The sequence below is a fragment of the Psychrobacter raelei genome (assembly GCF_022631235.3).
GTDB classification, from domain to species: domain Bacteria; phylum Pseudomonadota; class Gammaproteobacteria; order Pseudomonadales; family Moraxellaceae; genus Psychrobacter; species Psychrobacter raelei.
The window spans coordinates 2,301,513-2,327,840 of record NZ_CP093310.2; the positions used below are offsets into that span (position 1 = coordinate 2,301,513).

The following is a 26,328-nucleotide window of genomic DNA, read 5'->3' on the forward strand; positions in this document are numbered from 1 at the left end:
ATGGCTATCTTTAAGCAGCAAGTGGCCGGGTAAAATAAATGAGGGTGATTTTAAACTAAAAAGCCAAATCAGTGAAATTGAAATGGCTTTTTAATTTATGAATAGCAAGTGATGACAGATAAAGGCAGGCTTAGAAAGTACTACCAATCTGGAATTGGACTTCTTCTGTTTTGTCGCCCTCTTTATCACCAAAAGGTTTGGCATAGCTTAAAGAGATGGGACCAATAGGCGTGTACCAAGTCACACCAGCACCGGCACTATAACGCATAGAGTTATCTTGTCTTAGCAGTGGCACGCCATCTGCAGACTCTTCAAATTTGCCATCCACAAACTTAACTTTTTTGTCTTCTTTGTCAGTGGTATCAAATACTTGACCACCCTCAACGAAGAGCACCGGACGCACTTGGTCTGCCCAGTCGCCCTTAAATGGCATCGGCAAAATCAGCTCAGCACCCACAGTCGCCAGCGCATTACCACCCACCTCTTCGCCATACCCTTTACCAAAGGTCTCTAAATCTTGCTCATAACGATCCATTTGTGCAAAGTAAGGAGAGCGTGGACCTAAGCTTGAAGACTCATAACCGCGCACTGAGCCATAGCCCCCTGCGTAGAAGTTCTCATAAAACGGCAAGTCGTTACCGTAGCCCAGTTTTGCATAACCACGGGCGACGAAGTCTTTGGCCAGCGGGTAGTAAACGTTACCTTTATAGACGATTTTTTGGTAGGTTTGATCACCAAAGCCTAAATCTAGGTTCACGGTGTGGTTCATACCCTTCGTCGGGAACACAGGTCTATCTAAGGTGCTATAGTCCCAGCCTAACAATAAACTATAGGTGTTATAGTCATTCTTAAAGTTGGTACCTGATGTATTAGATTCGCTATCGGCGCTATAAGACTTAGCTTCACCGCCCTCTTTTAACAAGTCATAGGCATTGGAGATACCCATAAAGCGGCCACCACGAACTTCCGTATTGTCATAGTTGAAGCCTGCACTAATGCGCTTGGTTTCATCAATAGGATAGCTGTAGTTTAACGTACCACCGTAAGAGTCTGTCACATAGTTACTGACGTTGCGATCATCATATTTGGTCTTTCTATAATAGCCGCTCACCCCTTGAGACACCCCGTTCTCAGTGAAGTACGGGTCAGTAAAACCTAAGCTATATGAGTCGCGCGTCTGTGAGCGTGATAAGGCAGCATTTACTCGGTTACCTGTGCCCATAAAGTTACGCTGACTGAAGTCTAGCTGGAAGGTCACACCGCCACTTTGTGAGTAACCGGCGGCGATGGTTGAGCTACCAGAAGGCTGCTCTTCTACCACAAAGTTGACGTCCACTTGATCAGGGCTGTTAGGCACAGGTTTGACATCCACATTGACGCCTTTAAAGAAGCCGGTACGCATCAAGCGCACTCTTGAGCTTTGAATTTTTTCGCTCGAGGCTAAGCTGCCCTCTAACTGACGCATTTCACGGCGCAGCACTTCATCTTGGGTCTTAATATTGCCGTTGAAGTTAATACGGCGAACGTACACAGGACGGGCCGGATCAATGAAGTAATCAATATCAACGGTTTTTGTTTCGTCGTTAATACGGGTAATGGGTCGAATTTGGGCAAAATAGTAGCCATCATCGCCATAATAGTTCTTTAAGGCTGTGGTTGACTGCTCAAGCTTGGCTTGTGAAAACTGCTCTCCGGGTTTAAAGGCAATCTTATCGTCTAATTGATCTTTGCTGTAAGTGGGGTTACCTAAAAAGTTAGCTTGACCAAATTTATACTGCTCACCTTCTGTCAAACTGACCTCAATAAAAACTTTATCTTTGCTTTCATTGATGTTTAAAATGGCATTATCTACGCTAAAGTTAACAAAGCCTTCGTTCATATACATGGCTTTGAGGTTCTCTAAGCTTGCTGCCAGCTTTTCTTTGGCATAACGGTCTGATTTCGACAGCATACGCGTCCATGAGGACTCTTTTACCGCAAACACATCTTTGATGTCTTCATCACTAAAGTACTTATTACCAATCACGTTAATATCGACCACTTTGGCCGCTTTACCTTCGATAAAGCGCACAGTCAATTTGACGCGGTTGCCATCTAATAGCTGCTGATCAACTTCGATATCACTGTTGTAATAGCCTTGACCGATATACTGTTGCTGTAGTTCGTTGGCTACGTTTTGTACTGTGGACTGCTTTAATACCTCACCCACTGCGATGCCGGCGTATTTTAGACCATCTTCTAAGCCTTGTTTTGGGATAAGCTTGTTACCCTCAAAATTAATTTCAGCAACGATAGGACGCTCTACCACATAATAGGTTAAGCGGCCATTTTCTGTTTTTGCTTGAATGTTAGCAAAGTCACCTGTGGCATATAAAGCTTCAATGCTTTGCGCCAAATCTTGGTCACTAATTGTGTCGCCTACATTGGTATTGAGCAGAGGATATAAGCTTTCAGGTGTTAAACGCTGTAAGCCCTCAAATTGGATATCGGTGATTACCGTATCCGCAGCTTGAGCAGAAACAGCCATTATTGCTGCAAAGGCAGGGACTGCTATTAGTTGAGACATTTTAAATAAAGACGTTTGCATACATACAATCCGTAATTCAAAGAACGTGCTAAAGGTAAGGTAATTTTTTTAGTTTGTCATGAAACATTCAGTTCAAAACACCCAATATAACAAACTATTTAAAGCTATAAAATTAATAAAATCCAGTAATTTTGATTAAAAATAACGACTAAAGTCATTGGTAATTGCCAATATCATAAACGCCAGCAAGAACAAAAAGCCCATATTAAAGCCAATAATTTGCATTCTTTCTGACACCGGCTTACCTCGAATCAGCTCTATTAAGTAATATAATAAGTGACCGCCATCTAATACCGGAATGGGTAGCAGATTTAGCACAGCCAAGCTTAGGCTGATAAGGCCGGCGTTGGCCAGCACTTGCTCCCAACTGATTTCAAAGCTTTGTTTACTGATAACGGCAATGGTTATTGGGCCGGATAAATTATCAAGTCCCACCTTACCTGTGATCATTTTACCCATAGAATTTAAGGTCATGGTCGCCAGCTGACCGGTCTTAGCAAAGGCTTTACCTACTGCACTGATAGGGTCGTAGGATACCATCGTTTTATAATCATCGGGTACTACAATCTCAACCGGGCTCACGCCTGCCCCAATTTGACCATATGTCTGACCGGCGGTCGCTTTTTTGCCTTGGGGCATAATTTGAAGCATGACAGGTTTTTCAAGTCCTTGCGCATCCTTTCGTAGCACCTTGAAGCTTAGCAAGGTTTCTGGATTGGCACGGATAACACGGGTCGCATCCAGCCAATCATTAATAGGCTGATCATTGATGGCCACTATCTTATCGCCGACCTTCATACCCTGACGAATGGCGGCACCATCCTGAGTCAATTGACCGATGATGGGCTCAATGTGCGGCTGCCAAGGCATCACCCCAAGACTGGTTAACGTGTCTTTTCCTGAGTCTTCGCCCTGCATAAAGTTCTTAATGGGTATCTCAACCTGCATCGTCTCAGAGCGTGCAGCAGAGGAGAGCGCCGCTGTCTGGGTATCGGTGCTTGGCGCGACTTGTTGTAAGGTAACCCCCACGGCACCGCTTTCACCCATACGATCGGCTAAGCGGTAATTAATCTCTTCCCAAGTTTGAACCTTGTGTCCGTCAACGGCAATAATTTTGTCGCCTTTGGGCAAGTTAACGGTAGCGGCCGGCGTATCCGGTAAGATTGAGCCTATTCGGGTATTAAGCTGCTCACTTGGTACCAAAAACAGCACTGAGAACAGCGCAATGGCGATGATAAAATTCATCACGGGCCCCGCCGCCACAATAGCAATCTTTTTTAGCGGATGCTGATTATTAAAGGCCAAGTGCTTTTCATGCTCAGCCACTGCCCCTTCGCGCTCATCTAGCATCTTCACATAGCCGCCTAACGGCAGTGCTGAGAGACGATAATTAATACCGGTTTTTTTGCTGGTCCAGCTGGCAAGCTTTGGCCCAAAGCCGATAGAGTAAGTCAGCACTTTTACGCCGCACATACGTGCCACAATATAGTGCCCCCACTCGTGCAGAGCGACCAGTGGCCCTAATATGGCCACAAAGGCCAAAAAGAACAATAACATGGTCATTAATTGCGACATGCCATAACCTCTAGTTGGGCTTGCTCACGAGCAATTTTATCTATCATCAAAATATCATTTAACTCAGTTATTTGGCGAACGCTGATATCAGCATGGCCCGCAACGGACTTATCTTTGCCAAGCATCTTGTCTAATACCTGAGCATTAATCAATGCAATGTCGGTTAATGAAACTTGCTGTTTTATAAATGCCTCTACCGCCACTTCATTGGCAGCGTTAAGTGTGATGCTGGCCGCCTGCCCTGACTGCATGGCCTCACGGGCCAGTTTTAGACAAGCAAATTTTTTCAAATCTGGTTTAATAAATTCTAAAGACGACAACTGATATAAATCTAAAGATTCAACACCGGCGCTTATGCGATTGGGATAAGCCAGAGCATGGGCAATAGGCGTACGCATATCAGGGCTGCCCATCTGTGCCAAGAAGCTGCCATCACAGTACTCCACCAAAGAGTGAATGATGCTTTGCGGATGGATAACCACATTGATTTGTGATTCTGCCAAATCAAATAAATGACAAGCTTCAATCAGCTCAAGCCCTTTATTCATCATCGTGGCTGAATCAACGGATATCTTTTGCCCCATAGACCAGTTGGGGTGCTTGACCGCTTCGCTCACGCTGGCCGCCTGCATCTGCTCCCAAGTTTTATTTAAAAACGGTCCCCCTGAGGCAGTCAACCACAGTTTTTTTACCCCATGACTGGCATCGTGAATGGCGGTATTGTTTTGTTGTATTTGAGGTGGCAGACATTGAAAGATCGCATTGTGCTCAGAATCTAGCGGCAATAAGGTAGCGCCATTGTCGCGTACGGCTTGCATCATCAAGCTGCCGGCCATCACTAGCGCCTCTTTATTGGCCAGTAGCACCCGTTTACCAGCTTTGGCCGCACTCAAAGTTGAGGCAAGCCCTGCTGCGCCTACAATGGCCGCAACCACCGTATCCACTTGAGGGTCTAGCGCAATATCATCAAGGCCAGCTTGTCCGCCCACCACCTCACAAGCTACCTGAGCGGCGGCTAAACGTGTGGCAAAATCATCTACCTTATTCTCTGGTACTGCCACACGGCTAGGACGAAACTGCTGACACAATTCAAATAACTTGTCTAAACGGCCATGACCGGATAAGGCATAAACTTGATAATGTTCAGGGTGAGCCGCTAGTATAGACAAAGTGCTGTCACCGATGGAGCCGGTTGCCCCGAGTACGGCAATGCGTTGGGTCATAAGGTACCTTTAATACGTCTGAAGAAATAAAATACTAAAAAATAAGGCTGTGAGTTCAAAGCAGTGCTGATCTCAAACAGCCTTAACAGTTGCCTTAAAGACAGGCCACATAAATGGGGTGGGTAATAAAAATATTAGCCAAACGCCAACAGGCCTGAGTATTGCAGGCCCCAAAAGCCCAAAGCAAAGATGGGGGTGGCAGAAAGTAGCGAATCAATGCGGTCTAATACGCCGCCATGACCTGGCAAAATACTGCCAGAGTCTTTCACCCCAGCTTGGCGCTTGAGCATAGATTCAAACAAATCACCCAGTACTGACGCCAGTATGGTCACCAAAGACAAGCCTACGAATAAGGCAAGCTGAGTGGTCGTCAATTGCAGCTTAAAGAAGCTGATGGCAATAACCACTATGAAGCCTGTCGCTAGACCACCTGCCAGACCCTCCATACTCTTATTTGGAGAGACATTGGGCGACATTTTGCGCTTACCAAGTTTGCGGCCCACAAAATAAGCCCCACTGTCTGCGCACCACACCAGCAAAAACACATACATCAGCCACCAAGGTGACTGCAGCCATAAATAATACATGGCGCTAATGGCGGCCGTTAACAGCACCATGCCCAGTATAGATAGCTGCTTACCATACCAGCCAGTGGTGGCTGGAAACTGAGTTACCCAAGACAAAGACATCAGCCAAATCAAAGTAGAAGCGCTCCACCAAGCCGGCCAAGAGTTTGGCAACATCAAAGTTGCCATGGTTATCGCCAACACCAACACCACAAACAGTGCCGGCACATGCCACTTAGGCATAAGCTTGGTCCACTCATAGCTAGCAATAGTCACGCCAACTGCCATAAGCCCTAGAAATAAATAGGGCTGAACAGAGACTTTGGGCTGATCAGTAAATATTGCGACACCCACAATAATGACCAAGATGATAGCCGTCTTAATGCGTGTCCACATACTAGATACCTTTTTTATTTTATGATTGGGGTTCAAATTATGATTGCATCATGCTGTAAGGATTCTAGATAAGTCCCCTTAATTTTGATACATGACTTTTACCACATAAATCACCAGAGCATCACTTAGCATGTGTATCTGCTGAGCTTTGTACGCTACCCTCTACCTGCTCACTGGTCTTACCAAAGCGGCGCTGACGGCGGGAGAATTCAAACAACATGCTATTCAGCTCTTTGGCAGCAAAATCAGGCCAGAGTGTGTCGGTGAAGAACAGTTCGGCATAAGCTGATTGCCACAATAAGAAGTTAGAAATTCGATACTCGCCACCCGTACGAATGAGCATATCCACGTCGGGAACATCAGCCAGTTGCACCTTTTGACCCAAAGTGGCCACAGTGATATCTTCAGCCGCCAATGTCCCTTGGGCCACTTGCTGCGCTAACTGATGCGCTGCATTGGCAATGTCCCACTGCCCACCATAACTAATCGCAATCACCAAAGTCATCGCGTCATGAGCAGCCGTTTTTGCTTCTGCATCCGCCATTTGTGCTTGCAGCTCTTCGCTTAATTGACTTCTATCACCAATAAATCTTAAACGAATATTATACTTTTGCATCCGCGGCATCTGTTCGGTAATGGTAGCCGACAATAAGCGCATTAACAATGCCACTTCACTGGGCGGACGCTGCCAGTTTTCACTCGAAAAGGCAAAAACAGTCAGGACCTCAATACCGATTTTTACACAGTACTCGACCAGCGGATCTAAAGACTCCTTGCCCGCCACATGCCCTTGACCCTTTGCCATGCCATGCGCTTTTGCATAGCGGTTGTTACCATCCATAATAATGGCGATGTGCTTGGGCAATACTGCAGGCACAGTCAGGGAATCATCAGGGTTTAGGGGATTTGAAGATACAGGCTCAGTCATAATAATCTTTATCTGATTGTCTTGGTGAATGTGGGTTGCATTAGCCTAGATCTAAGTGAGCAATAGGAATAACATCTGCCTAGCGCTAGCCCTTAAGACATAGGCTCAATACAACCTAATAAGGCAAACCTAGCGAACCACTCACTTGAGCCGGTCCGCTAGGTTTTCTGCAAGGCTGTGCTGTTTTGGGTCATTATCAACCACAGCGGTGCTCATTAGCGTCTCACCAATTAGCTTGGCACAGCTTGCGTGTTATGGCTTGACTTATACTTCCATCAGCTCTTTTTCTTTGGCTTCAAGCTTGCTATCGATGCTTGCGATATATTTGTCAGTGATTTTTTGGATGTCGTCACTGGCGCGGCGCTCGTCATCTTCACTGATTTCTTTTTCTTTAGCCAACTCTTTAATATCATTAAGCATATCGCGGCGTACGTTGCGAATAGACACACGGCTGTTTTCGGCTTCACCACGGGCAAGCTTTTGCATGTCACGGCGGGTCTCTTCCGTCAATGCAGGCATAGGCACGCGAATCACATCGGCTGTCATTGGGTTTAGACCCAAGTCTGCCTCACGAATTGCTTTGTCTACAGCTTGTACCATTGAGCGTTCAAAAGGCTGAACCAATAGCGTACGTGAGTCTTCAACGTTAACGCTGGCCACTTGGTTTAGCGGCGTATCAGCGCCATAGTAGCTCACCATTACCCCAGATAGCATGCCGGGATGGGCACGGCCAGTACGTACTTTGCTAAAAGCATTCTCTAATGCTTCTAGGGTTTTTTTCATACGGTCTTCACCGTCTTTTTTAATATCATTAATCATAATCTATCCTTTATAGCTAAACAGTTATCAATCAAGCTTGTCCGACTATTTTGAGCCATTAACGGTTTTGAGCCATTAACGATCAAAGTAGCCGGGTTATTATTTAACTCAGTAAAACCAATGGGTGGCTATCAGCGACTTAGTGAAAAACGCGCGTGCCTTCATTTTCACCCATAATTACGTTCAATAACGAATTAGGCTTATTCATATCAAATACTTGTAGCGGCACATTGTGCTCACGGCATAAGGCGATGGCCGTTAGATCCATAACCCCAAGTTTTTGCTCAAGTACTTCATCAAAGGTCAGCGCATCATACTTCTTGGCATCTGCATGCTCACTAGGATCTTTATCGTATACGCCATCCACCTTAGTGGCTTTTAGGATAACGCCCGCTTCAATCTCAATGCCACGTAAGCAAGCGGCGGTATCAGTGGTAAAAAATGGGTTGCCGGTGCCAGCCACAAAGATACACACATCCCCATTTTTTAGATAACGAATGGCATTGCGGCTACTGTAGCTTTCAGTCACCTCACCGATAGGCAGTGCAGACATCAAACGGGTATTAATATTGCGGCGCTCTAGAGCATCACGCATGGCCAGACCATTCATTACGGTCGCCAACATACCCATTTGATCGCCTGTAACACGCCCTACCAACCCCTCTTTTTGAAGTTGGCTGCCACGATATAAGTTGCCGCCGCCCACAACGATACCTACTTGCACCCCCAAACCGCACAAATGAGCAATGGCTAGGCTCATTTTGTCCAGAACGGACGTATCAATTCCCATTCCCAGACCACCAGCTAAGGCTTCTCCTGATAGCTTAAGTAAAATACGTGAATACTGCGGGTTTTTGTCAGACATAAGGCACCTTGCTATATTGTTTGGACCAATTTAGTTACTATGGATTAGGCTTGCATTTTTTGCGACATTTTTGGCTGGCTAAAAGCCGTCTCAAAGCCAAATAAAAACTAAATAGAAGAGTAAATATTCAGCCAAATAAAAAACGAACGAAAAATTAAGCTAAATTCGGTAAAGTTTACCAAAAAACGCTATCTGCTTATAGCGCTATTTTGATACTGGGGCAGTCCATAGCCCGATAAACGGCTGCTGAGCTTGATTTTGCCAAAGCTTCGCAGCTAAAAAATAGGTAACAAGTGCCTTAAGCCAAAGCTTGCACCGCATCATAAGAGGCAAATAAATCATACTCACTGGCCTCATCGATGGTGACCGTCAGCATATCACCAACCTTAACCATCATCATGCCGTTCTGCACGATATTATCGACATATACATGGCCGTCAATCTCAGGGGCATCAGCATAGCTGCGACAAATGGCAATTTGCTCTTCTGTGTCAATCTCATCGACCAATACGGTCATGGTTTTGCCCACTTTTTCTTGCAGTTTTTGCTCAGAGATTTGCTGCTGTACGGCCATAAAGCGCTCGTAACGCTCTTGTTTTATTGCTTCAGGCACTGGATTTGGCAAGTCATTGGCCACCGCACCTTCAATTTCTGAATAAGTAAAGCAGCCCACTCGATCAAGCTTGGCCTGTTTTAACCACTCAAGTAAGTACTCAAAGTCTTCTTCTGTCTCTCCTGGGAATCCGACCACGAAGGTAGAGCGAATCACAATATCGGGATTAATTTCGCGCCATTTTTGAATACGAGCCAGCGTATTTTCACTGTGCGCAGGGCGTTTCATGGCTTTTAGAACGCTTGGACTGGCATGCTGCAAAGGAATGTCCAAATACGGCAGTAAGCCACCGCGGTCGCCAGGCTTGGCCATAAGCTCGACCACCTTATCCACATGCGGATAAGGATAGACATAATGTAGACGCACCCAGATACCTACTTTTGCCAATGCTTGACACAGGTCAAAAAACTTAGACTTAAGCGGCATACCGTCCCAAAAAGAGGTCTTATATTTTAAATCAACGCCATAAGCTGAGGTGTCTTGTGAGATGACTAAAATCTCTTTCACACCCGCTTTTTTTAGCGCCATCGCCTCACCCATTACCTGCTCAATAGGACGTGATACTAAGTCCCCACGTAGGCTTGGAATGATACAAAACGTACAGCGGTGGTTACAGCCCTCTGAGATTTTAAGATAAGCATAGTGACTTGGCGTGAGCTTCACGCCAGCTAAGTCAATCAAATCAATCTTGGGATCATAAGCTTTTTTATCTTGAATAGCCTGAGGCATGGGGGCATGTGTTGATACTGCCGTAATGACCTCGTCATAAGCGTGAGCACCAGTCACTGCCAGTACGGCAGGGTGCATGTCGCGGATTTTTTGCGCATCTTTACCCAAGCAGCCGGTGACAATCACTTTGCCATTTTTATTAAGTGCCTCACCAATGGCATCGAGTGATTCTTGCACTGCAGACTCAATAAAACCACAGGTATTAACGACCACTAAGTCGGCACCATTATAATCTGAGGCAACACGGTACCCATCACGGGTCAGCTCAGTGATAATGCGCTCACTATCGACTAAGGCCTTAGGACAGCCCAATGAGACAAAGCCCACTTTTGGTGCCACAGTTTCGTCAGTATGCAGCGACTGTTCAGTGGCTTGCTGAGCACTTTGTTCTATACTGCGATTTTGATTGTGGTTGGCTTTGTGATGATAAGCACTGGCAGCAGATTGAGTGCTGTCTGACGCTGTTTGAGAATTAATGGACGCACCTGGCACATAGATAGAAACCGTATCGGCTGGGTTTTTGCTTGGCATAGACAAATACTTTTAAGAATAGTGGATTGAAAGAAGATAGGCTGACATAACTGACATGACATTGAGGTAGTGTGCTAACACTAAAATTTTGTGGTGCATTGTACGAATTTTAACACCGCTATACTAGCACGAATGCGTTATTCATATGTTTTTCATCTACTAGACCCAGCGGGATATGGCATCAAGCAGCCTATATAACCTCTCACCTTGCCTGCTACCCCCTTGGTCATAGTAACGTTATGATTTAGAGCAAAATAGTCAAAAAACAACATTAACAAGACTAGTTATGCACTAAAATAAATCAATATCACCCTTATTTGCACTATTTATGAGCACAATCTTAGCGGATTGGCTAAGTAAGATGAGCCAATTTGGCGCAAGTTGTGGATTAAGCTGATATAGGACTTGGTACTATTCTTGCACCTTTTATCATAACTCTTATTAAAAGCATATTTATGACCCCCTCAAATACCCTTTTATTACTGCAAAACCTCTATACCGGTGTGCTCTGGGTCGCTGATGATCTGACTATCGAATGGGTAAATGGCCAAATCGAGCAGTTGTTATCGGTCAGTAAGACCCGTCTTATCGGGCTTAATGTACTGCAGCTACTGATGCCCAGTGCCAACGAAAGTGGTGCAGAGCTAAGTATAGCCGAATTAGCAGAGGCTCAAGACAAGCTGCGTACCCAGTTTCACAATGCTTGTGATTATCGTCAGCCTTTTATTGAATACAGCCGTCATATTCGAGGCGTTATTTATCCTTTATATGTGCATTATAGCGTGACGCCTATCGAGCAAGAGGATCGGGTTTATTTTTTGATTGAGATATGGCAAGGCGATCGCCAAAGCCGGCTAGATAAAGAGCAGCGGCTACAAGAGCAGCACGATGTATCTCGTGAAATGCTACGCTCAGTGGCGCACGAGGTCAAAAACCCATTGGCGGGTATTCGCGGGGCAGCGCAGCTGTTAATTAAGCAAACTCAGCATACTAAATTGCCCTCAGATCAGTTAGGCGAGATGACGCAAGTGGATGCCAAAAAACTGACCACTTATGCCAATATTGTCATCAGCGAAACCGATCGGCTCACCCAGCTTATTGAACAGCTCTTGGGCTCCAATCAATTGCCTGATTTGCAGCAAATAAATATCCACGAGCCGCTAGAGCATGTGCTGCTATTAACACAGACTCAGTATCCTAAAGTCTGCATCCAGAGGGATTATGACTTATCGCTACCGGAGCTTACTGCTGATAAAAACCAGCTGATTCAAGTGTTTTTGAACTTAGTTAACAATGCGTGTGAGGCGATGCTTGAGCAAGACACCAGTCTGCTTGCTGCTGACTATCAGCCACAGCTTAAAGTTACCACCCGCATTGAGCATCAATACACCATTGGCACAGTGCATCATCGTCAAGTGATTAAAGTGAGTATTGAAGACAATGGCGCCGGCATTAATAGCGATTTAATTGGTCGCATATTTTTTCCTTTAGTGACGGGGCGTGCTAATGGTACGGGGCTTGGATTGGCCTTAGTACAAGAGATTTTGCATAGTCATGAGGGCGCTATTGAGGTGCATTCACAGCCGGGGGATACCCAGTTTAATATTTATTTGCCGCTGCAATTAACACCGAAGGCGGCGCCGGATGCTCACTGATGAGCTGGACTCAAAGCTGCAAATAGAGGATGCCCCCTGCCCCTTAGTTATCCTCTGCAAAAGTTATCCTCTGCAAACTGCCAATTACTTGCTAAATATTCACGACAATGGAAACTCAGACAATGACAACAAAACACAGCTTATGGTTAATCGATGATGATCCTGCTTTAAGACTTATTTTAGAGGACTCCTTTAGTGATGCCGGCTTGCAAGTGCAAGCTTTTAGCAATGCCAAAGGGGCCTGGGCTAGGTTAAATAGTGTATTAAATGGCAGTGAGCCAAAAGACATATTGCCTGATGTGATATTAACTGACATTCGCATGCCGATGATGGATGGACTGTCTTTTAGTCAGTGGATGCACACCAACTTCCCCAGCCTACCTGTCATTATCATGACGGCTCACTCAGACTTAAAATCCGCAGTTGACAGCTATGACACCGGTGCTTTTGAATATCTGCCCAAGCCTTTTGATTTAGATCATGCAATCTGTGTGGTTAAAAAAGCCATTACCACCAATCCGGCAGTGGCCTTAGTAGACAACGCCATAGTGGCAGAAGACTCAGAGGTGCCAAGTGCTGCTTCAGATAAAAAAGAGGCTATGCAGCGCCCTAATACCGCGCCGTCATCAGAGATAAAAAAACAACCTGCTACCAAAAAAGGTACCCCTGTAGCGACTAAAGCCTCAGCGGCAAGCGAATCTACCCCTATCATCGGTCAATCCCCAGCAATGCAAACTGTGTTTCGTGCCATTGGCCGCTTGGCCTCCTCGCCGATTACTGTCTTAATCACTGGGGAGTCAGGCACGGGCAAGGAGCTGGTGGCCGGTGCGCTGCATCAAAACTCACCGCGTCAAAAAAAGCCCTTTATTGCGCTTAATATGGCCGCTATTCCGCATGAGTTAATAGAATCTGAGCTGTTCGGTCATGAAAAAGGGGCATTTACCGGAGCCACCACCTTGCGACATGGCCGCTTTGAGCAGGCCAATGGTGGGACACTGTTTTTGGACGAAATCGGTGACATGCCTTTTAGCACCCAGACTCGGCTGCTACGGGTCTTAGCCAATGGTGAATTCTTTCGAGTGGGCGGTCAAAAGCCGATTACTGTCGATGTGCGCATCATTGCCGCCACCCACCAAAACCTTGAACAATTGGTGAAAGAAGGCAAGTTTCGTGAAGATTTATTTTATCGCTTAAATGTCATTCGACTGCCGCTACCGCCGCTACGAGCGCGCCCCGATGACATACCTGATTTGGTTGAGTTCTTTATGAGCAAAGCGGCCACTGAGATGAAAACCGATAAAAAACAGCTGACTACAGAGGCGCTACATATTATGCAAGCCTTTGATTGGCCAGGAAATGTACGTCAACTTGAAAATGCTTGCCGCTGGATTACCGTGATGGCCACAGGAGAGAGGCTCGGTGTGGAGGATTTGCCTCCTGATTTAACCGAGTTTGCACAGCACTATCTGGCTCATGCCGCAAACCCTCAAGCACTAGAGGGTCAAGGCCTGCAAACTCTCAGCAACCTGCCAAATAATAGCCCAGATTTTGCCGCACCCAGCACCACTGCATCTGCGGCGTCTTATACACAAGGCAATTCTCCAAGCTTTGCGGCAACCGCTCAGTCTGATGAGCACCGACAAACCAGCACCGCCTCAGTCACAATCACACCGCCCGCCTTAGTGAACAGCGCCCATAGCTGGCAAGATCAGCTACAAAATTGGGCCCATACCGCTTTGCAGCAAGGACAAACCGAAATTTTGCAGCAGGCCACTCCCACATTTGAAAAAATATTGATTCGCGTGGCGCTTGAATACAGCAAAGGTCGAAAAGGTGAAGCTGCTGACCTACTCGGATGGGGGCGCAATACCTTAACTCGCAAGATAAAGCTGCTTGGGTTAGAGGATGATTAATAGAGCGTTTATTGAAAGCCAAAATCGCATAAACGCTATAAAAACTAACGCTGTTTTGCGATTTAACCTTAAAAAACGTCGAAAAATTAAAAAAAATACTTGCCAAGCGATTTTAAATGTATATAATACACAACCACTGAGAAGCACTAACCCAGTAAGCATTAATTTAAGTTAATGTGATGATAAATGGGGCTGTGGCGGAATTGGTAGACGCACCAGATTTAGGTTCTGGCGCCGAGAGGTGTGAGAGTTCGAGTCTCTCCAGCCCCACCATTTATCCGGTTAGTTGTTCTTAGACCAAATATTAAATAAAAGACCCGCCTTAAAGTGGGTTTTTTATTGGCTACGGTTTTTATTGGCTATACGTAGGCCTCAGCGCCCAAGTCGGCCCAAGTCGATTAATCTGATTAAAATTGATTATTTTTTAATATCGGCTGATAAAAAATACTTGCCAAGCGATTTTAAATGTATATAATACACAACCACTGAGAAGCACTAACCCAGTAAGCATTAATTTAAGTTAATGTGATGATAAATGGGGCTGTGGCGGAATTGGTAGACGCACCAGATTTAGGTTCTGGCGCCGAGAGGTGTGAGAGTTCGAGTCTCTCCAGCCCCACCATTTATCCGGTTAGTTGTTCTTAGACCAAATATTAAATAAAAGACCCGCTTTTAAAGCGGGTTTTTTATTGTCTGAAATTTAAACCTAATATAAGGGGATTAAGGGGATAAGGGCGACGCTACCTCGCTATTGTATTGTCTTATTCGCACAGTCGTCGCCCCGCTCATAAAGCTAAACCACCAACTTCTTTTCCTCTAAACTCTTAAATATTTTATACTCAACTTCAGAGGCATCACTATCTGTCTCATAATGGTAAGTGGCGGGTGTATTACCACTGATAAAGTAAACAATAATGGTACTGCCTTCACGAGATAATCTGCTGATATCATGAATATTTATAGTATCGCTTTGTACGACCAAGAACATAATTAGCGCCTTTTTTAGGATGACATTTTATTTTAAAGTTAATTTTCAAACGGACAGAAGATATCTATTTGCTCGATTATAGCGCATGTTGCGCTTGTTCTAATACCTCAATCACACAATCCATACTGTTAGGCCTTTGCTGGCTGTGCTTGGTAAGTAGCCGATCGATTAAAGATTGCCAATGCTGATATTGGCTCGGTAGCAAAGGCACAGGTGTTTGACAGTGTGCCACAGCCCACAGCCTCGATGAATGCCGCAGATCTTGAGCCTTAGCAACGGTAAAAGGCCTACTGCCGACCAGCATCTCATATAGCATGATCCCAAAAGCATAGACATCACTTTGAACTGAAGCAGGCTGCCCCTGCCAGCATTCTGGGGCTAAATAGGCAGCGGTTCCTCTAGGATGATTTTGCATGACACTCAGTGCAGCCTTATCATTAATACTGTTATTAACACTGTTATTAAGGCTATTATTAATAACGCTGCTATCATCAAAAAGCGGCCGATCAATGGCTTGCGCATAGGCCAAGTCTATCATGACAACCTGCCAGTCAGAGGCAGCATCTGGTCTTTTGTGTTTCGGCATAGCCATCAAAAAATTGCTGGGCTTGATATCCCCATGGATCCATCCGGCCTGATGCAAGCTTGCGATACTTTTTGCCACACTTAAAATCAGTTGCAGCTTTTGAAGCTCTGTTAGCGACTGAGTGACTAAATAATCTTTTATACTGCCCTGCTCAAAATACGGCATAACCAAACCGCTAAGCTGCCACCACTCATCTTGTATCTGAATGGTGCATACTTTTATAAATTGATAGGGCATAAAGCTTTGATTCAATACACTTAGCCGCTGTAGCTGTTTTATATGAGCCATCTCAACATCTAGACTCGAGTCAGCACTTGTAGATAGCGGCTGCAACTGCCATTTAATCATATAAACGCCATTTTTATACTCAGCCTGAGTCATGCCTTGATAGCAAGGCGTATCTGACGCAGACGCCTCATAACCCAAACGTCGCGCTTTAAGCGGGACATATCCTTGCTGGGTAAGCTCACCATCTACTCGCTGTAGTATAAGCGGTACTGTATTATCGCTGATAAAGGGTATAACTTGCAGAGTTGACATGGGTTTTGGCAGTTAAATGAAAGAGTAATTGATAACGGGCTAAGTTCACTGTGTCATGGGTTATGGCTTGCATTCACTAGCCTTTACTGGCACTATTTTTGACTCTAGGCTTGTTACTTATAATGATAATTGGATAGGGCTGAGTCAGCATGGCAAATTCTGTAAATACGCTTACCTTGGATGATACTTTAACTCACTTACTGACTGAATTTTTAAAACAACACATTATCCCCTCGCTTGAAATCGATCCAAACCAACTGGCTTATCGCTGGGTTGGTGGTATGACAGGACGACTTGAGCCTATCCAGGTTAGCTCCGCGCTGTCTTTAGATGATTTAATCGGTATTGACACTCAAAAAACAAAAATAATCCAAAATACCAAGCAGTTTTTGGCCGGCTATCCCGCCAACCATGTCCTAATGACAGGTACTCGAGGCGCAGGCAAGTCTTCCATAATTCGCGCACTACTAAATGAGTTTAAAGACCAAGGTCTGCGCATGATTGAAGTCTCTCGTGACGATTTACAAGTACTGGACAAAATTCGTCAGGCCATTAATGAGCTGCCTGAGGACACCTCGTGCCGTTACATCGTTTATTGTGATGACTTAGCTTTTAATGGGCAAGACGAGAACTACCGTACTTTAAAAAGCGTGCTTGATGGTGCGCTCGACTCTGAGCAGGACAAGCTATTGGTTTATGCCACCAGTAACCGCCGCCATTTGCTGCCTCAGCTGATGAAAGACAATGTTAATATCTATGATGGCCAGACCGATGAGGTTAACCCTTACGAGACCATTGATGAAACTGTCTCTTTGTCTGACCGCTTTGGCCTATGGCTGTCATTTTATCCAATGAATCAAGAGACTTACTTAAATATCGTCGCCCACTATCTGCAAGCTGAGGGCATTGAGTGGTCAGATGAGATACGCGGGCAAGCTCTATTATGGTCTTCAAGCCGCGGTGGTCGCTCAGGACGTGTGGCTTATCAATTCTCTCGGCACTGGATAGGTCAGCTGTTATTAAATCAAGGCAACGAGTAAATCAAGGCAACGAGTAAATCAAGGTAACGAGTAAATCAAGGCAAGTATTAAATCAAAGCTGTTATTAAATCCAGGTAAGTTATCCTAAAGCTGTTTACGTGGGCAGCTGACGAACCCCATCACTGTCCACCAAAAAACGCATAAAATCACGCGCCAGCCACAGTTTGCCTTGATAATACTGCCCCACCTCTAAGCGGATATCCGCCATATTAGGTGCTTTACTCTCAGGGTCATCATAACTGTGATAACGGGCACTAAAATGTGTCAAAATCAATGCCGGCAACTGCATCGCCTGCGCAAATTGAGCAATACACTTAGCTGTGGTGTGCATCGGATCAAAGCCATCAGGTCGTGACATGATTTTGTCTCTGACACTCTGAGTATAGGTTGCCTCATGGATGAGCACATTGGCACCTTGTACTGCTTGTTGCAATAATTCTGGGGTGTCATTATCCCCCCCAACAACCACTTTTAACTGCTGACTCTCACGGTAAGTATACTCTACAGAGACCAGCTTGCGACCATCTTCCAACATCACATCCTGCCCTGCCTGCAGCTGACCCCAGGCAGCAGTAGCCGCAATGCCCTGCTGTTTTAATTTATGAGTATTGAGTTTAAGGCTCTGCACCACTTGAGTTATCACAAAGCCATATGAGGCAACCCGATGTGATAGCTTAACGATTTCAATCTCAAGCTTATGCGCTGCAGATAACTGTAAGACAACGGGGTTAGCTACGCTCTGATCTGTGCACACCTTATCTTCTATGGCCACAAAATCAATATCATAGGGCAAATACAAATCTGTGGTGGATTGCACTGCCTGTATCAAGGTTAAAATAGCCTTAGGAGCAATAAGGGTCAGCGGTGCTGTGCGTCCCGACATCGCCATACTTGCAAGCAGCCCAGGCAAGCCATAACAGTGATCACCATGCACATGGGTGATACAGATAGCCGCTAAGTGCCTAACACTCAGCTTAGTGTGTAATAATTGATGCTGGGTAGCCTCGCCACAATCTATCAAGATCCAAGGCTTTTTACTGCCGCTTTGTTGCGCACTGTTTGCGGCGTAAGGGTTGAGGCATTCAATTGCTAAGGCTGTGACATTACGCTTTTTTGTGGGGATGCCTGCCGAGGTGCCCAAGAAGGTAAACTGTAGCATGATTAACCCTATACCTGCGACCCTAATAGATGCTCATTATTTAAGGGGGGTATGCCAGCGGTGCGTTTAAAGGCCAGCATGGTGCACGTAAAGCGCTGCACTATTTGCTGATTTTGATTAAAGGTATTGATTTGTACCACCACCATGCCACGGTCTGGTTTAGATTTGGACGCTTTAATGTCAACAACCTCCGCTTCAATATGCAAGATATCATTCGGATAAGTTGGCGCCGGCCAACTAATCTGTGCCCCAGCGCCAATCAAACCGGTAGCAATAGGAATGGTCTGCACCATTAAACGCATGGTAACCCCAGCGGTCTGCCACCCACTGGCGACCAAAGTACCAAAAAACGTATCCCGAGCCCGCTCATTGTCTAAATGATAGGGCTGGGGATCATAATCCTTGGCAAAATCTTTAATCTCAGCCTCGCTGAGGGATACCTCACCACTTATCCATTTGTCGCCCACCTTTAAATCCTCTAAATACAGCTGTTGTACCATGACCTGTCCCCCAAAATGATGACGAATGACTTATGATTGCTTAAATGTTCGGGTGATAAAAAAACCCCATGTTTAAAATAACATAGGGTCTTTTATTAAGCTATGACGTGCCAGTTTTGATAAATCTTATCGTTTGAGCACAATAAGACAAGACTTAGGCATCATACGGGTCGCGTAGCACGATGGTTTCATCACGGTCAGGACCAGTTGAGATAATATCGACAGGGCAATCAATTAACTGCTCAATACGCTTGATATACGCTTTGGCTTCCTCTGGTAGATCATCATAGTTAGTAATGCCTACAGTTGAGCCCTTCCAGCCTGGTAACGTCTCATATTTCGGCGTTACCGTCTCATAAAACTCACCGTCATGGGCAGCAGCAAACTCAGATTCAGGGATATCATAACCCACACCAATACGGATTTCATCCAAACCATCTAACACATCAAGCTTGGTTAAGCAGATACCTGATAGTGAATTTAATACGACAGCACGGCGCAGGGCTTCGGCATCAAACCAACCACAGCGGCGGGCACGACCTGTCGTTGCACCAAATTCATGACCCACTTTGGCCAAATGCGCACCCACATCATCGAACAATTCAGTTGGGAATGGACCACTACCCACACGAGTGGTATAAGCCTTGGTAATACCCAAAACGTAGTCTAAGTATAAAGGACCAATACCCGTACCCGTCGATACACCACCGGCAGTTACGCTTGAGCTGGTTACGAACGGATAAGTACCGTGGTCGATATCAAGTAACGTACCTTGAGCACCCTCAAACATTAGGTTTTTGCCAGCCATACGCAATTGATTTAGGGCTTCAGTCACATCACAAACCAGCTCTTTTAGCTCATCACGCCACTGCTGGCATAGGGCAAAAGTGGTATCAAAGTCGATGCCATCCACTTTGTAGTACTGAGTCAATTGGAAATTGTGGTATTCAATTAAGTTGCGTAGTTTTTCTTCTAAATCTGGGCGGAACAAATCAGCCAGCTTGATGGCACGGCGTGCCACTTTGTCCTCATAAGCAGGACCGATACCACGACCTGTCGTACCAATTTTACCAGAACCACGCTTAGCTTCACGCGCTTGGTCAAGTGCGATGTGGTAAGGCATGATTAATGGACAGTTTGGTGAGATTTTTAGACGCTCACGAACCGGCACGTTATTGTCTTCAAGCTCTTTCATCTCGATAAGTAGCGCCTCTGGTGACAACACCACGCCATTACCGATAAAGCACGTCACGTCATCACGCAAAATACCTGATGGAATTAAGTGTAGAACTGTTTTTTTGCCGTCTACCACCAAAGTGTGACCCGCATTGTGACCGCCTTGGAAGCGGGCTACAGCAGAAGCTTTTTCGGTAAGCAAGTCAACAATCTTGCCTTTACCTTCATCGCCCCATTGGCTACCTAGTACTACAACATTCTTTCCCATAACTGATCCTTAACCACTCGTATTGAACTGTAAAAATTAAATTGCGTCATTGTGGCGCACTTAGTTTAAAACCCAAAATCTATCTACGCCCTGCTGCGTCTACGCTGCAAGAGCAGATAAATTATACGGCCCGTAAAACCCACTCACCATCTTCTAAAATTAGTTTGTGTGTCACATTATTGGGAGCATCTTCACTGCTTAAAGGACGCACCACTCGGTGACCTAGATCACGTAACTCTGCAATCTTGGTCGTTAAATCTTTTGCCAACTTCTCATTGTCATCACTGCGCACGCCTTGCATATCTGCGAAGCTTACTAAAACTAGCTTAGATTCATTTAAGCTAATAAAGCGCTGCAAACGGGTCACCTCTAAGCTAAAGCCCGTGGCACTACGTGAGGGCAGTTCTTCGGCAATAGCTGTAGACGCCTGACTCGTAGCATCAAAGCCTTCACCATTAAAACGACCACCACGTACCACCGCCTGTGACTCGTTTTCAAAGTAGGCATTAAAAACAATCCCAGTGTGATAATGGTATCCAAGCTCTGTGATGTCTACGCTGACATTGCTTTGATACGTATTCTTGATATGAGCGACCATGGCCTGCACTTCTTGCACGGCTTTGATAATCGCTTTATCTTGCGTTGCCGTCTGCGATAAGGCCTGCTTAAGCGCATTCATATCATGGCCATATACGGCCAATTGATAAAAGTCATTGCCCATCGGCAGCTCAGCACAGACCTGTTTTAATTCAGGCAGAGCTTTATTGGCATATAAATTCATCAGTACCGAAGCGTCATTTTCTGACAAGCCAGCAAGCTCTTTTAAACGCGCAAAAATAGCCACATGTCCTATGTCTATGTGTAAGTGTTTTTTTAGATTGAGATTATTAATGAGGCAATACAGCACATCAATCAGCTCAATATCAGCATCTAAGCTGTCACTACCAAAGATTTCTGCCCCTAATTGTAGCGGTGTACGTGAACCAAACAAACCATCTGGTAAAGTGCGTATAACGTGGCCGGCATAGCAGTATCTGGCAATTTTATTGGCTTTGCCCATCTTATTTAAGTGAGCATCAATACGCAAAATCTGCGGTGTAATATCAGCACGCACCCCCATCAATCGGCCCGATAGCTGATCAATGATTTTAAAGGTTTGACGCTTTAAGTCCTCTGATGCGTTACCCAGTAAGGACTCGGTAAACTCAATCATAGGTGGACAAATCAGCTCATAACCACGGCTGACCAACAGCCGAGTTAACTTGTAACGCAGCCATTCTTGTTTTTGTGCCTCTTCAGACAATAAATCACTGACCCCATCTGGTAATAACCAAATGTTATCGATGTCTGCCACATGGGACAATTTATCTGAAGATTGACGTTGAGCGTTATTGGAGGTTGTAGAACTGTCAGACACAAGTAATCCTTGTTTGGAGGCGACACTCATCATTTAAGCAGTTTAGCCATTACCAAATCGTTAGTTAAAGTGTATTAGTAATCGAGATATTGAGAACACAAACCATTGAAAACATAGCACTTAATCTTGCTAGACGCTTTTTACTAAGGCTGTTTTTAATGTAGCACATTTTTTCACTGAGCACACAATTAAACGGCGTACACCGTTTTGCTGTGAGTTATTATATCTTTTTTATGATGTCTTTTTTAAGTGGGTCTAATACGACCTGCCTAGGATTAGGATACTTCTGCCACTCTCATGCGAGCGCTTTAGAGGTCTAAACGCAGACTACAGCGGTTATTTTAACACGTTTTTATGATAATTAGGACGCTTAAAGTATCTAATAAGGCGATTTTTTGTGTTATTAAGTCTAGCATAGCTGACCGCTTTCGCCTAGACAAAGCCTTAATTAATGTCACAAATAGCCACAACAAAATAGGTCTTTTTTTGTCCGGTGCTAAGTGACCCATTTAGACAGCTTGTGAGCATAAATATTTAAGGTCATGGTTACTAACAAGAGCTTTGACTAAGATCAGCTCATCTTAACTGCATTTTATTTTGCGGCGCTATGCTTTACTCAGATGCAGCTGGTTTGTGACGGCTTAAACAGATTTGAGGCCCCTGAATGTGTTACTATTTCATTGTGCTAAGCTGCTGATTTATAGGCTCATAATAACGGCATAATCAGCAATAGCCCCCCTATGTTAAACCTTGTGTATTATTTTTGGTCGTAGGCTGCTACATACCTTTATGTCATTGTGCAGCCATAGCCGCCTTATGAGTAGGCACATAATGTGCCCACTCAAGATTACTCTGAGATTCTTATATGTCATCACATCACCCCGATCCTAAACTTAACCAGAGAAATGTGCTGGGCACAGCGCTTGCCAGCTGCTGCTTTGACCCCATTACTGGCTATTATCGCAATGGCTTTTGTCATACCGGCCCTCAAGATATTGGCCAGCACACCGTATGCGCGAAAATGACCGCAGAATTTTTAAGCTTTTCGGCCAAAACAGGCAATGACTTAATCACACCTGTACCTGAATTTGGGTTTCCAGGATTAAAACCGGGAGATTATTGGTGTCTTTGTGCACTACGTTGGCTGGATGCTTTAGACCATGATATGGCGCCCAAAATTAAGCTTGAGGCCTGTCATGAGAGCTTACTAGAATTGGTGAGTATAGATACCTTAAAAAAATATGCCTTATAAAGTATTGCCGGTATTAAAACCACAGCTGTATTAAAACCGCATTTTTGTTAACCCAGCCATGAGACTGTAGTATGTCAGATCTGAGAACTAAAGAAGAGCAACAAGCTCTCGCCTTTATGTCCCCCACTATGCCGGTATATGACCCTGATGCTGAGCGCGTGGAAGATTTTGAACGCTCAGGGATTAATGAGATTGTTAACTGCTGTGTCTATTCACGCAAAACAGGCCTATTTATCGAGAAAATCGACTTAGATGAGGTCAGTAGAACACTGGCCAATAAGGGTCAGTTTATTTGGTTGGGCTTATATGATCCCAGTATTGAAACCATTGAAGCGGTTCAAAAGGCTTTTGATATTCATGAGCTGGCGTTAGAAGATGCGTTTAATGAAAACCAACGTGCAAAAATTGAGACCTACGGTAATGAATCACTATTTGTGGTAGTGCGTACCGCGTATCTTGCCAATAACCACATTCACTATGGCACCACCTCCATGTTTATGGGCAGCAATTACATTATTACCATACGTACTGGGGCATCAAACTCGTACGCACCGGTACGTGCCTACTGCCATCGCCGCCCTGAGAAGATGTCTATGGGACCGGTATTTGTGCTACATGCTGTACTGGATTATGTGGTGGACAGCTACCTGCCGATTACTGACAGCTTAGGCGAATACTTACGTGAGCAAGAGCGTAATATCTTTTCTTACAAATTTAGCAAAGAGATTTTGCAAAGCTTATACATCTTAAAGTCGCAGCTGGTACATATGCGAGCCGTTATGTTGCCGGTGCAAGACATCTGTAACTTCTTTATTAATCATAAAAAAAATGAGCTGGTTTCTGTTTTCCCCAGTATAGCCAAGCCCTACTTTAGAGATGTCAATGATCATCTACTGCGCGCGATAGATGCGGTCAATGGACTAAATGAGATGCTCAGTGTGGCGATGGATACCTATATGGCCATGGTCAATATGGGGCAGAATGAGGTGGTACGTAAACTGGCAGCTTGGGCCGGTATCTTAGCGGTACCGACAGCCGTGGCAGGAATATACGGTATGAACTTCGATGTTATGCCTGAACTACATTATCAATATGCTTACTTTGTAGTACTTGCCGTTATTTTAACCACCTGTGTGGTGTTATATCGCCAGTTTCGTAAATCCGGTTGGCTCTAGGCAGATTATTCAAAACAACACTATGCTAAGGCCATACACCTAAGAGGCTGACTTTGTAGTAAAGCCCATAGCGAATTTTTTATCACCGGTCGCCGTAAAACCACCCACTTCAGGGGGTGGATATAAGGCGACACACACTGTCGTTATCAGTATTTAAAGTATTGCAAGTTAAAATTAACCTCGCCATACTAACCCTATGAAAACCCTCAAGCTACGCATCAAAGACAAACATGCAAACCGGCTAAACAAACTAGCTGGGAGTGTTAACTATGCGTGGAACTATGTTAATGCGTTAAGCTTTGAGCATTTAAGACGCACAGGTAAGTACTTTTAGGCCTATGATTTAAGCCAATACACCAAAGGCAGTGGTGAGTATTTAGGCTTGCACTCGCAAACTTTGCAAGCCATCAACGAAACTCACGCCAAGTCTCGTAAACAGTTTAAAAAAACTAAACTCAATTGGCGAACCAACCGTGTGGATGCCAAACGCAAATCGCTTGGTTGGATACCTTTTAAAAAGTCTGCTATCAAGTATCTACATACAAGACAAACAGGTAAAAAAGCACTGAAATCAACCATACAGCTATCGCTCTGTAAAGGTCAAAAGCTTATCATAGACGTATTCGATAGCTACAATTTGTCTTTGTATCAAATTAATACGCTTGAGATAGTGCAAGACAGCCGTAATCGTTGGTATGCCTGTATTACCATCAAAGATTTTCCTAGACAAGCAAGTGGTAAAGGCAGCGTTGGTATTGACTTAGGCTTAAAGCAGTCTGCTACCACCTCAAACGGTGATAAGCTGACAACCAAACAAACCCAAAAATGGGCGAATAAATTAGCAGTCGCCCAGCGTGCAAACAATAAAAGCCGGGTAAAGGCAATCCATGCCAAAATCAAAAACTCAAGACTAGATGCAATTCATAAATTTACCACCCAGTTAGTGCAGAGCAACGCCTTAATTGTGGTTGGTGATGTTAAATCACGCTCATTTACCAATAAAAAGACCAAGCTCGCTAAATCGACATACGATGCAGGATGGTTTGAACTCAAAAGACAACTGGACTATAAATGCAAGTATGCAGGTTGTCAGCTTGAGATAGTGAATGAGAGTTACACTACCCAAACCTGTTCGCACTGTCTTAAAATAAGTGATAGTAGTCCAAAAGGTAGAGCAGGTCTTGGAATAAGAGGATGGAGGTGTGCTGAGTGTGGCACATGGCATGATAGAGATATCAATGCCGCTAAGAACATCCTTGCGGTCGGGCTTGACCGTCTAGCTGTAGGAATCCCCTCGGTTTAGCGAGGGGAGGAAGTCAATTAAGCCCTGTGTTTACTCACTTAGCTTATTCGGCTTCTTCTGCGTCAGCTTATACACATTGTCTTCGGGTCTACCATACTGACTGGCCGTCCAGGTCAATAAAAATACTGCGGTACTTAGAATAAAAATCGACACGGTAATGGTCAACAGTAACCATAAGTGGAAAGTATCTGATACTGCCTGCACATCGACCACCAAATGTCGAGATAAGGCCGTGATGGCAATATAAATCAAAAATTGCACCGGCAAACGATGGGTCTTAAAATAAATGCCAATCATAGCCAACAGCTCAAGATAAATAAATAGCATTAGGATATCTTTTAAATCGGCTTTACCGCCTTGAACAATACTCACAAACTCCGCACCCGCAGCCCAGATAATCACAAAACCGATGACCAATAGTGCCAAATAATGACTGATATCAATCATAAGTATACCTATTGACTGTACTTTATGCTGCCAGCTGTTATCTGGGTGCGGGGAACTCATCGGCAAACTCTCCTTAA

General features: G+C 44.8%; 20 protein-coding genes, 2 tRNA genes and 1 pseudogene. 8 read left to right on the forward strand and 15 right to left on the reverse strand.

Annotated elements, in window-relative coordinates; all coding sequences use genetic code 11:
* Positions 1-130: 130 nt before the first annotated feature.
* The 8 genes from bamA to rimO form a co-directional block, all read right to left on the reverse strand.
* Positions 131-2,587, reverse strand: coding sequence for an outer membrane protein assembly factor BamA (bamA, locus tag MN210_RS09685; RefSeq protein ID WP_011961013.1), 2,457 nt, complete (start codon positions 2,585-2,587; stop codon positions 131-133).
* Between the two features lie 135 nt (positions 2,588-2,722).
* Entirely contained in the window at positions 2,723-4,150 is a 1,428-nt protein-coding gene (rseP, locus tag MN210_RS09690) for an RIP metalloprotease RseP (RefSeq protein ID WP_338412841.1), read from the reverse strand.
* Positions 4,150-5,385 (reverse strand): 1-deoxy-D-xylulose-5-phosphate reductoisomerase, encoded by a 1,236-nt coding sequence (gene ispC, locus MN210_RS09695; RefSeq protein WP_338412123.1) that lies wholly within the window; start codon positions 5,383-5,385, stop codon positions 4,150-4,152. The genes rseP and ispC overlap by 1 nt, the downstream gene beginning before the upstream one ends.
* 134 nt (positions 5,386-5,519) lie before the next feature.
* Positions 5,520-6,347 carry a phosphatidate cytidylyltransferase gene (locus MN210_RS09700; RefSeq protein ID WP_338412124.1) on the reverse strand — a complete coding sequence of 276 codons (828 nt, stop codon included), beginning with the start codon at positions 6,345-6,347 and terminating at the stop codon, positions 5,520-5,522.
* A 121-nt stretch (positions 6,348-6,468) separates the two neighbouring features.
* Entirely contained in the window at positions 6,469-7,275 is an 807-nt protein-coding gene (gene uppS, locus MN210_RS09705) for a polyprenyl diphosphate synthase (protein WP_255016676.1), read from the reverse strand.
* A gap of 264 nt (positions 7,276-7,539) precedes the next feature.
* Positions 7,540-8,094, reverse strand: coding sequence for a ribosome recycling factor (gene frr, locus MN210_RS09710; protein ID WP_110816855.1), 555 nt, complete (start codon positions 8,092-8,094; stop codon positions 7,540-7,542).
* 139 nt (positions 8,095-8,233) lie between these two features.
* Complete coding sequence (pyrH, locus tag MN210_RS09715; RefSeq protein ID WP_011961019.1) at positions 8,234-8,959, reverse strand: UMP kinase; 726 nt, start codon at positions 8,957-8,959, stop codon at positions 8,234-8,236.
* 298 nt (positions 8,960-9,257) lie between these two features.
* Complete coding sequence (gene rimO / locus MN210_RS09720) at positions 9,258-10,832, reverse strand: 30S ribosomal protein S12 methylthiotransferase RimO (protein WP_110816856.1); 1,575 nt, start codon at positions 10,830-10,832, stop codon at positions 9,258-9,260.
* A 455-nt stretch (positions 10,833-11,287) separates the two neighbouring features.
* On the opposite strand from rimO, the gene MN210_RS09725 reads away from it, so the two are divergent.
* The 4 genes from MN210_RS09725 to MN210_RS09740 all read left to right on the forward strand — a co-directional run bounded on the left by MN210_RS09725 (position 11,288) and on the right by MN210_RS09740 (position 15,022).
* Entirely contained in the window at positions 11,288-12,487 is a 1,200-nt protein-coding gene (locus MN210_RS09725) for a two-component system sensor histidine kinase NtrB (RefSeq protein ID WP_110816857.1), read from the forward strand.
* A 122-nt stretch (positions 12,488-12,609) separates the two neighbouring features.
* Positions 12,610-14,400, forward strand: a complete 1,791-nt coding sequence (locus MN210_RS09730) for a sigma 54-interacting transcriptional regulator (RefSeq protein ID WP_338412125.1) — start codon at positions 12,610-12,612, stop codon at positions 14,398-14,400.
* A 188-nt stretch (positions 14,401-14,588) separates the two neighbouring features.
* Positions 14,589-14,673: transfer RNA gene (locus MN210_RS09735), tRNA-Leu, on the forward strand.
* A gap of 264 nt (positions 14,674-14,937) precedes the next feature.
* Positions 14,938-15,022, forward strand: a tRNA-Leu gene (locus MN210_RS09740).
* Between the two features lie 171 nt (positions 15,023-15,193).
* On the opposite strand, the gene MN210_RS09745 is transcribed toward MN210_RS09740, so the two are convergent.
* Together MN210_RS09745 and MN210_RS09750 are read right to left on the reverse strand one after the other, a co-directional pair.
* Positions 15,194-15,388: a hypothetical protein gene (locus MN210_RS09745; RefSeq protein ID WP_241878403.1), complete on the reverse strand. Its 195-nt coding sequence runs from the start codon at positions 15,386-15,388 to the stop codon at positions 15,194-15,196.
* A gap of 76 nt (positions 15,389-15,464) precedes the next feature.
* The gene (locus MN210_RS09750) at positions 15,465-16,514 is read right to left on the reverse strand and encodes a protein kinase domain-containing protein (RefSeq protein ID WP_241878404.1); all 1,050 of its coding nucleotides are present in this window, start codon (positions 16,512-16,514) and stop codon (positions 15,465-15,467) included.
* Positions 16,515-16,663: 149 nt separating this feature from the next.
* Here MN210_RS09750 and MN210_RS09755 point away from each other — a divergent pair, with 149 nt between their 5' ends.
* A complete protein-coding gene (locus tag MN210_RS09755) occupies positions 16,664-17,554 on the forward strand; it encodes an ATP-binding protein (protein WP_155587636.1) in 891 nt (296 codons plus the stop codon).
* Between the two features lie 94 nt (positions 17,555-17,648).
* On the opposite strand, the gene MN210_RS09760 is transcribed toward MN210_RS09755, so the two are convergent.
* The 4 genes from MN210_RS09760 to MN210_RS09775 form a co-directional block, all read right to left on the reverse strand.
* Positions 17,649-18,713 (reverse strand): ribonuclease Z, encoded by a 1,065-nt coding sequence (locus MN210_RS09760; protein WP_338412126.1) that lies wholly within the window; start codon positions 18,711-18,713, stop codon positions 17,649-17,651.
* 8 nt (positions 18,714-18,721) lie between these two features.
* Positions 18,722-19,213 (reverse strand): MaoC family dehydratase, encoded by a 492-nt coding sequence (locus MN210_RS09765; protein ID WP_338412127.1) that lies wholly within the window; start codon positions 19,211-19,213, stop codon positions 18,722-18,724.
* 154 nt (positions 19,214-19,367) lie between these two features.
* Positions 19,368-20,657 (reverse strand): adenylosuccinate synthase, encoded by a 1,290-nt coding sequence (locus tag MN210_RS09770; RefSeq protein WP_338412128.1) that lies wholly within the window; start codon positions 20,655-20,657, stop codon positions 19,368-19,370.
* A gap of 121 nt (positions 20,658-20,778) precedes the next feature.
* Entirely contained in the window at positions 20,779-22,104 is a 1,326-nt protein-coding gene (locus tag MN210_RS09775) for an ATP phosphoribosyltransferase regulatory subunit (RefSeq protein ID WP_425605652.1), read from the reverse strand.
* An 835-nt stretch (positions 22,105-22,939) separates the two neighbouring features.
* Here MN210_RS09775 and MN210_RS09780 point away from each other — a divergent pair.
* From MN210_RS09780 to MN210_RS09790, 3 genes and pseudogenes are all read left to right on the forward strand, one after another.
* Entirely contained in the window at positions 22,940-23,326 is a 387-nt protein-coding gene (locus tag MN210_RS09780) for a DUF2237 family protein (protein ID WP_110816865.1), read from the forward strand.
* A 71-nt stretch (positions 23,327-23,397) separates the two neighbouring features.
* The gene (corA, locus tag MN210_RS09785) at positions 23,398-24,501 is read left to right on the forward strand and encodes a magnesium/cobalt transporter CorA (RefSeq protein ID WP_011961030.1); all 1,104 of its coding nucleotides are present in this window, start codon (positions 23,398-23,400) and stop codon (positions 24,499-24,501) included.
* 196 nt (positions 24,502-24,697) lie between these two features.
* Positions 24,698-25,804: pseudogene (locus tag MN210_RS09790) on the forward strand (RNA-guided endonuclease InsQ/TnpB family protein).
* Positions 25,805-25,834: 30 nt separating this feature from the next.
* Here the strand turns inward: MN210_RS09790 and MN210_RS09795 are convergent.
* The gene (locus tag MN210_RS09795) at positions 25,835-26,311 is read right to left on the reverse strand and encodes a phosphate-starvation-inducible protein PsiE (protein WP_011961031.1); all 477 of its coding nucleotides are present in this window, start codon (positions 26,309-26,311) and stop codon (positions 25,835-25,837) included.
* Positions 26,312-26,328 lie beyond the last annotated feature (17 nt).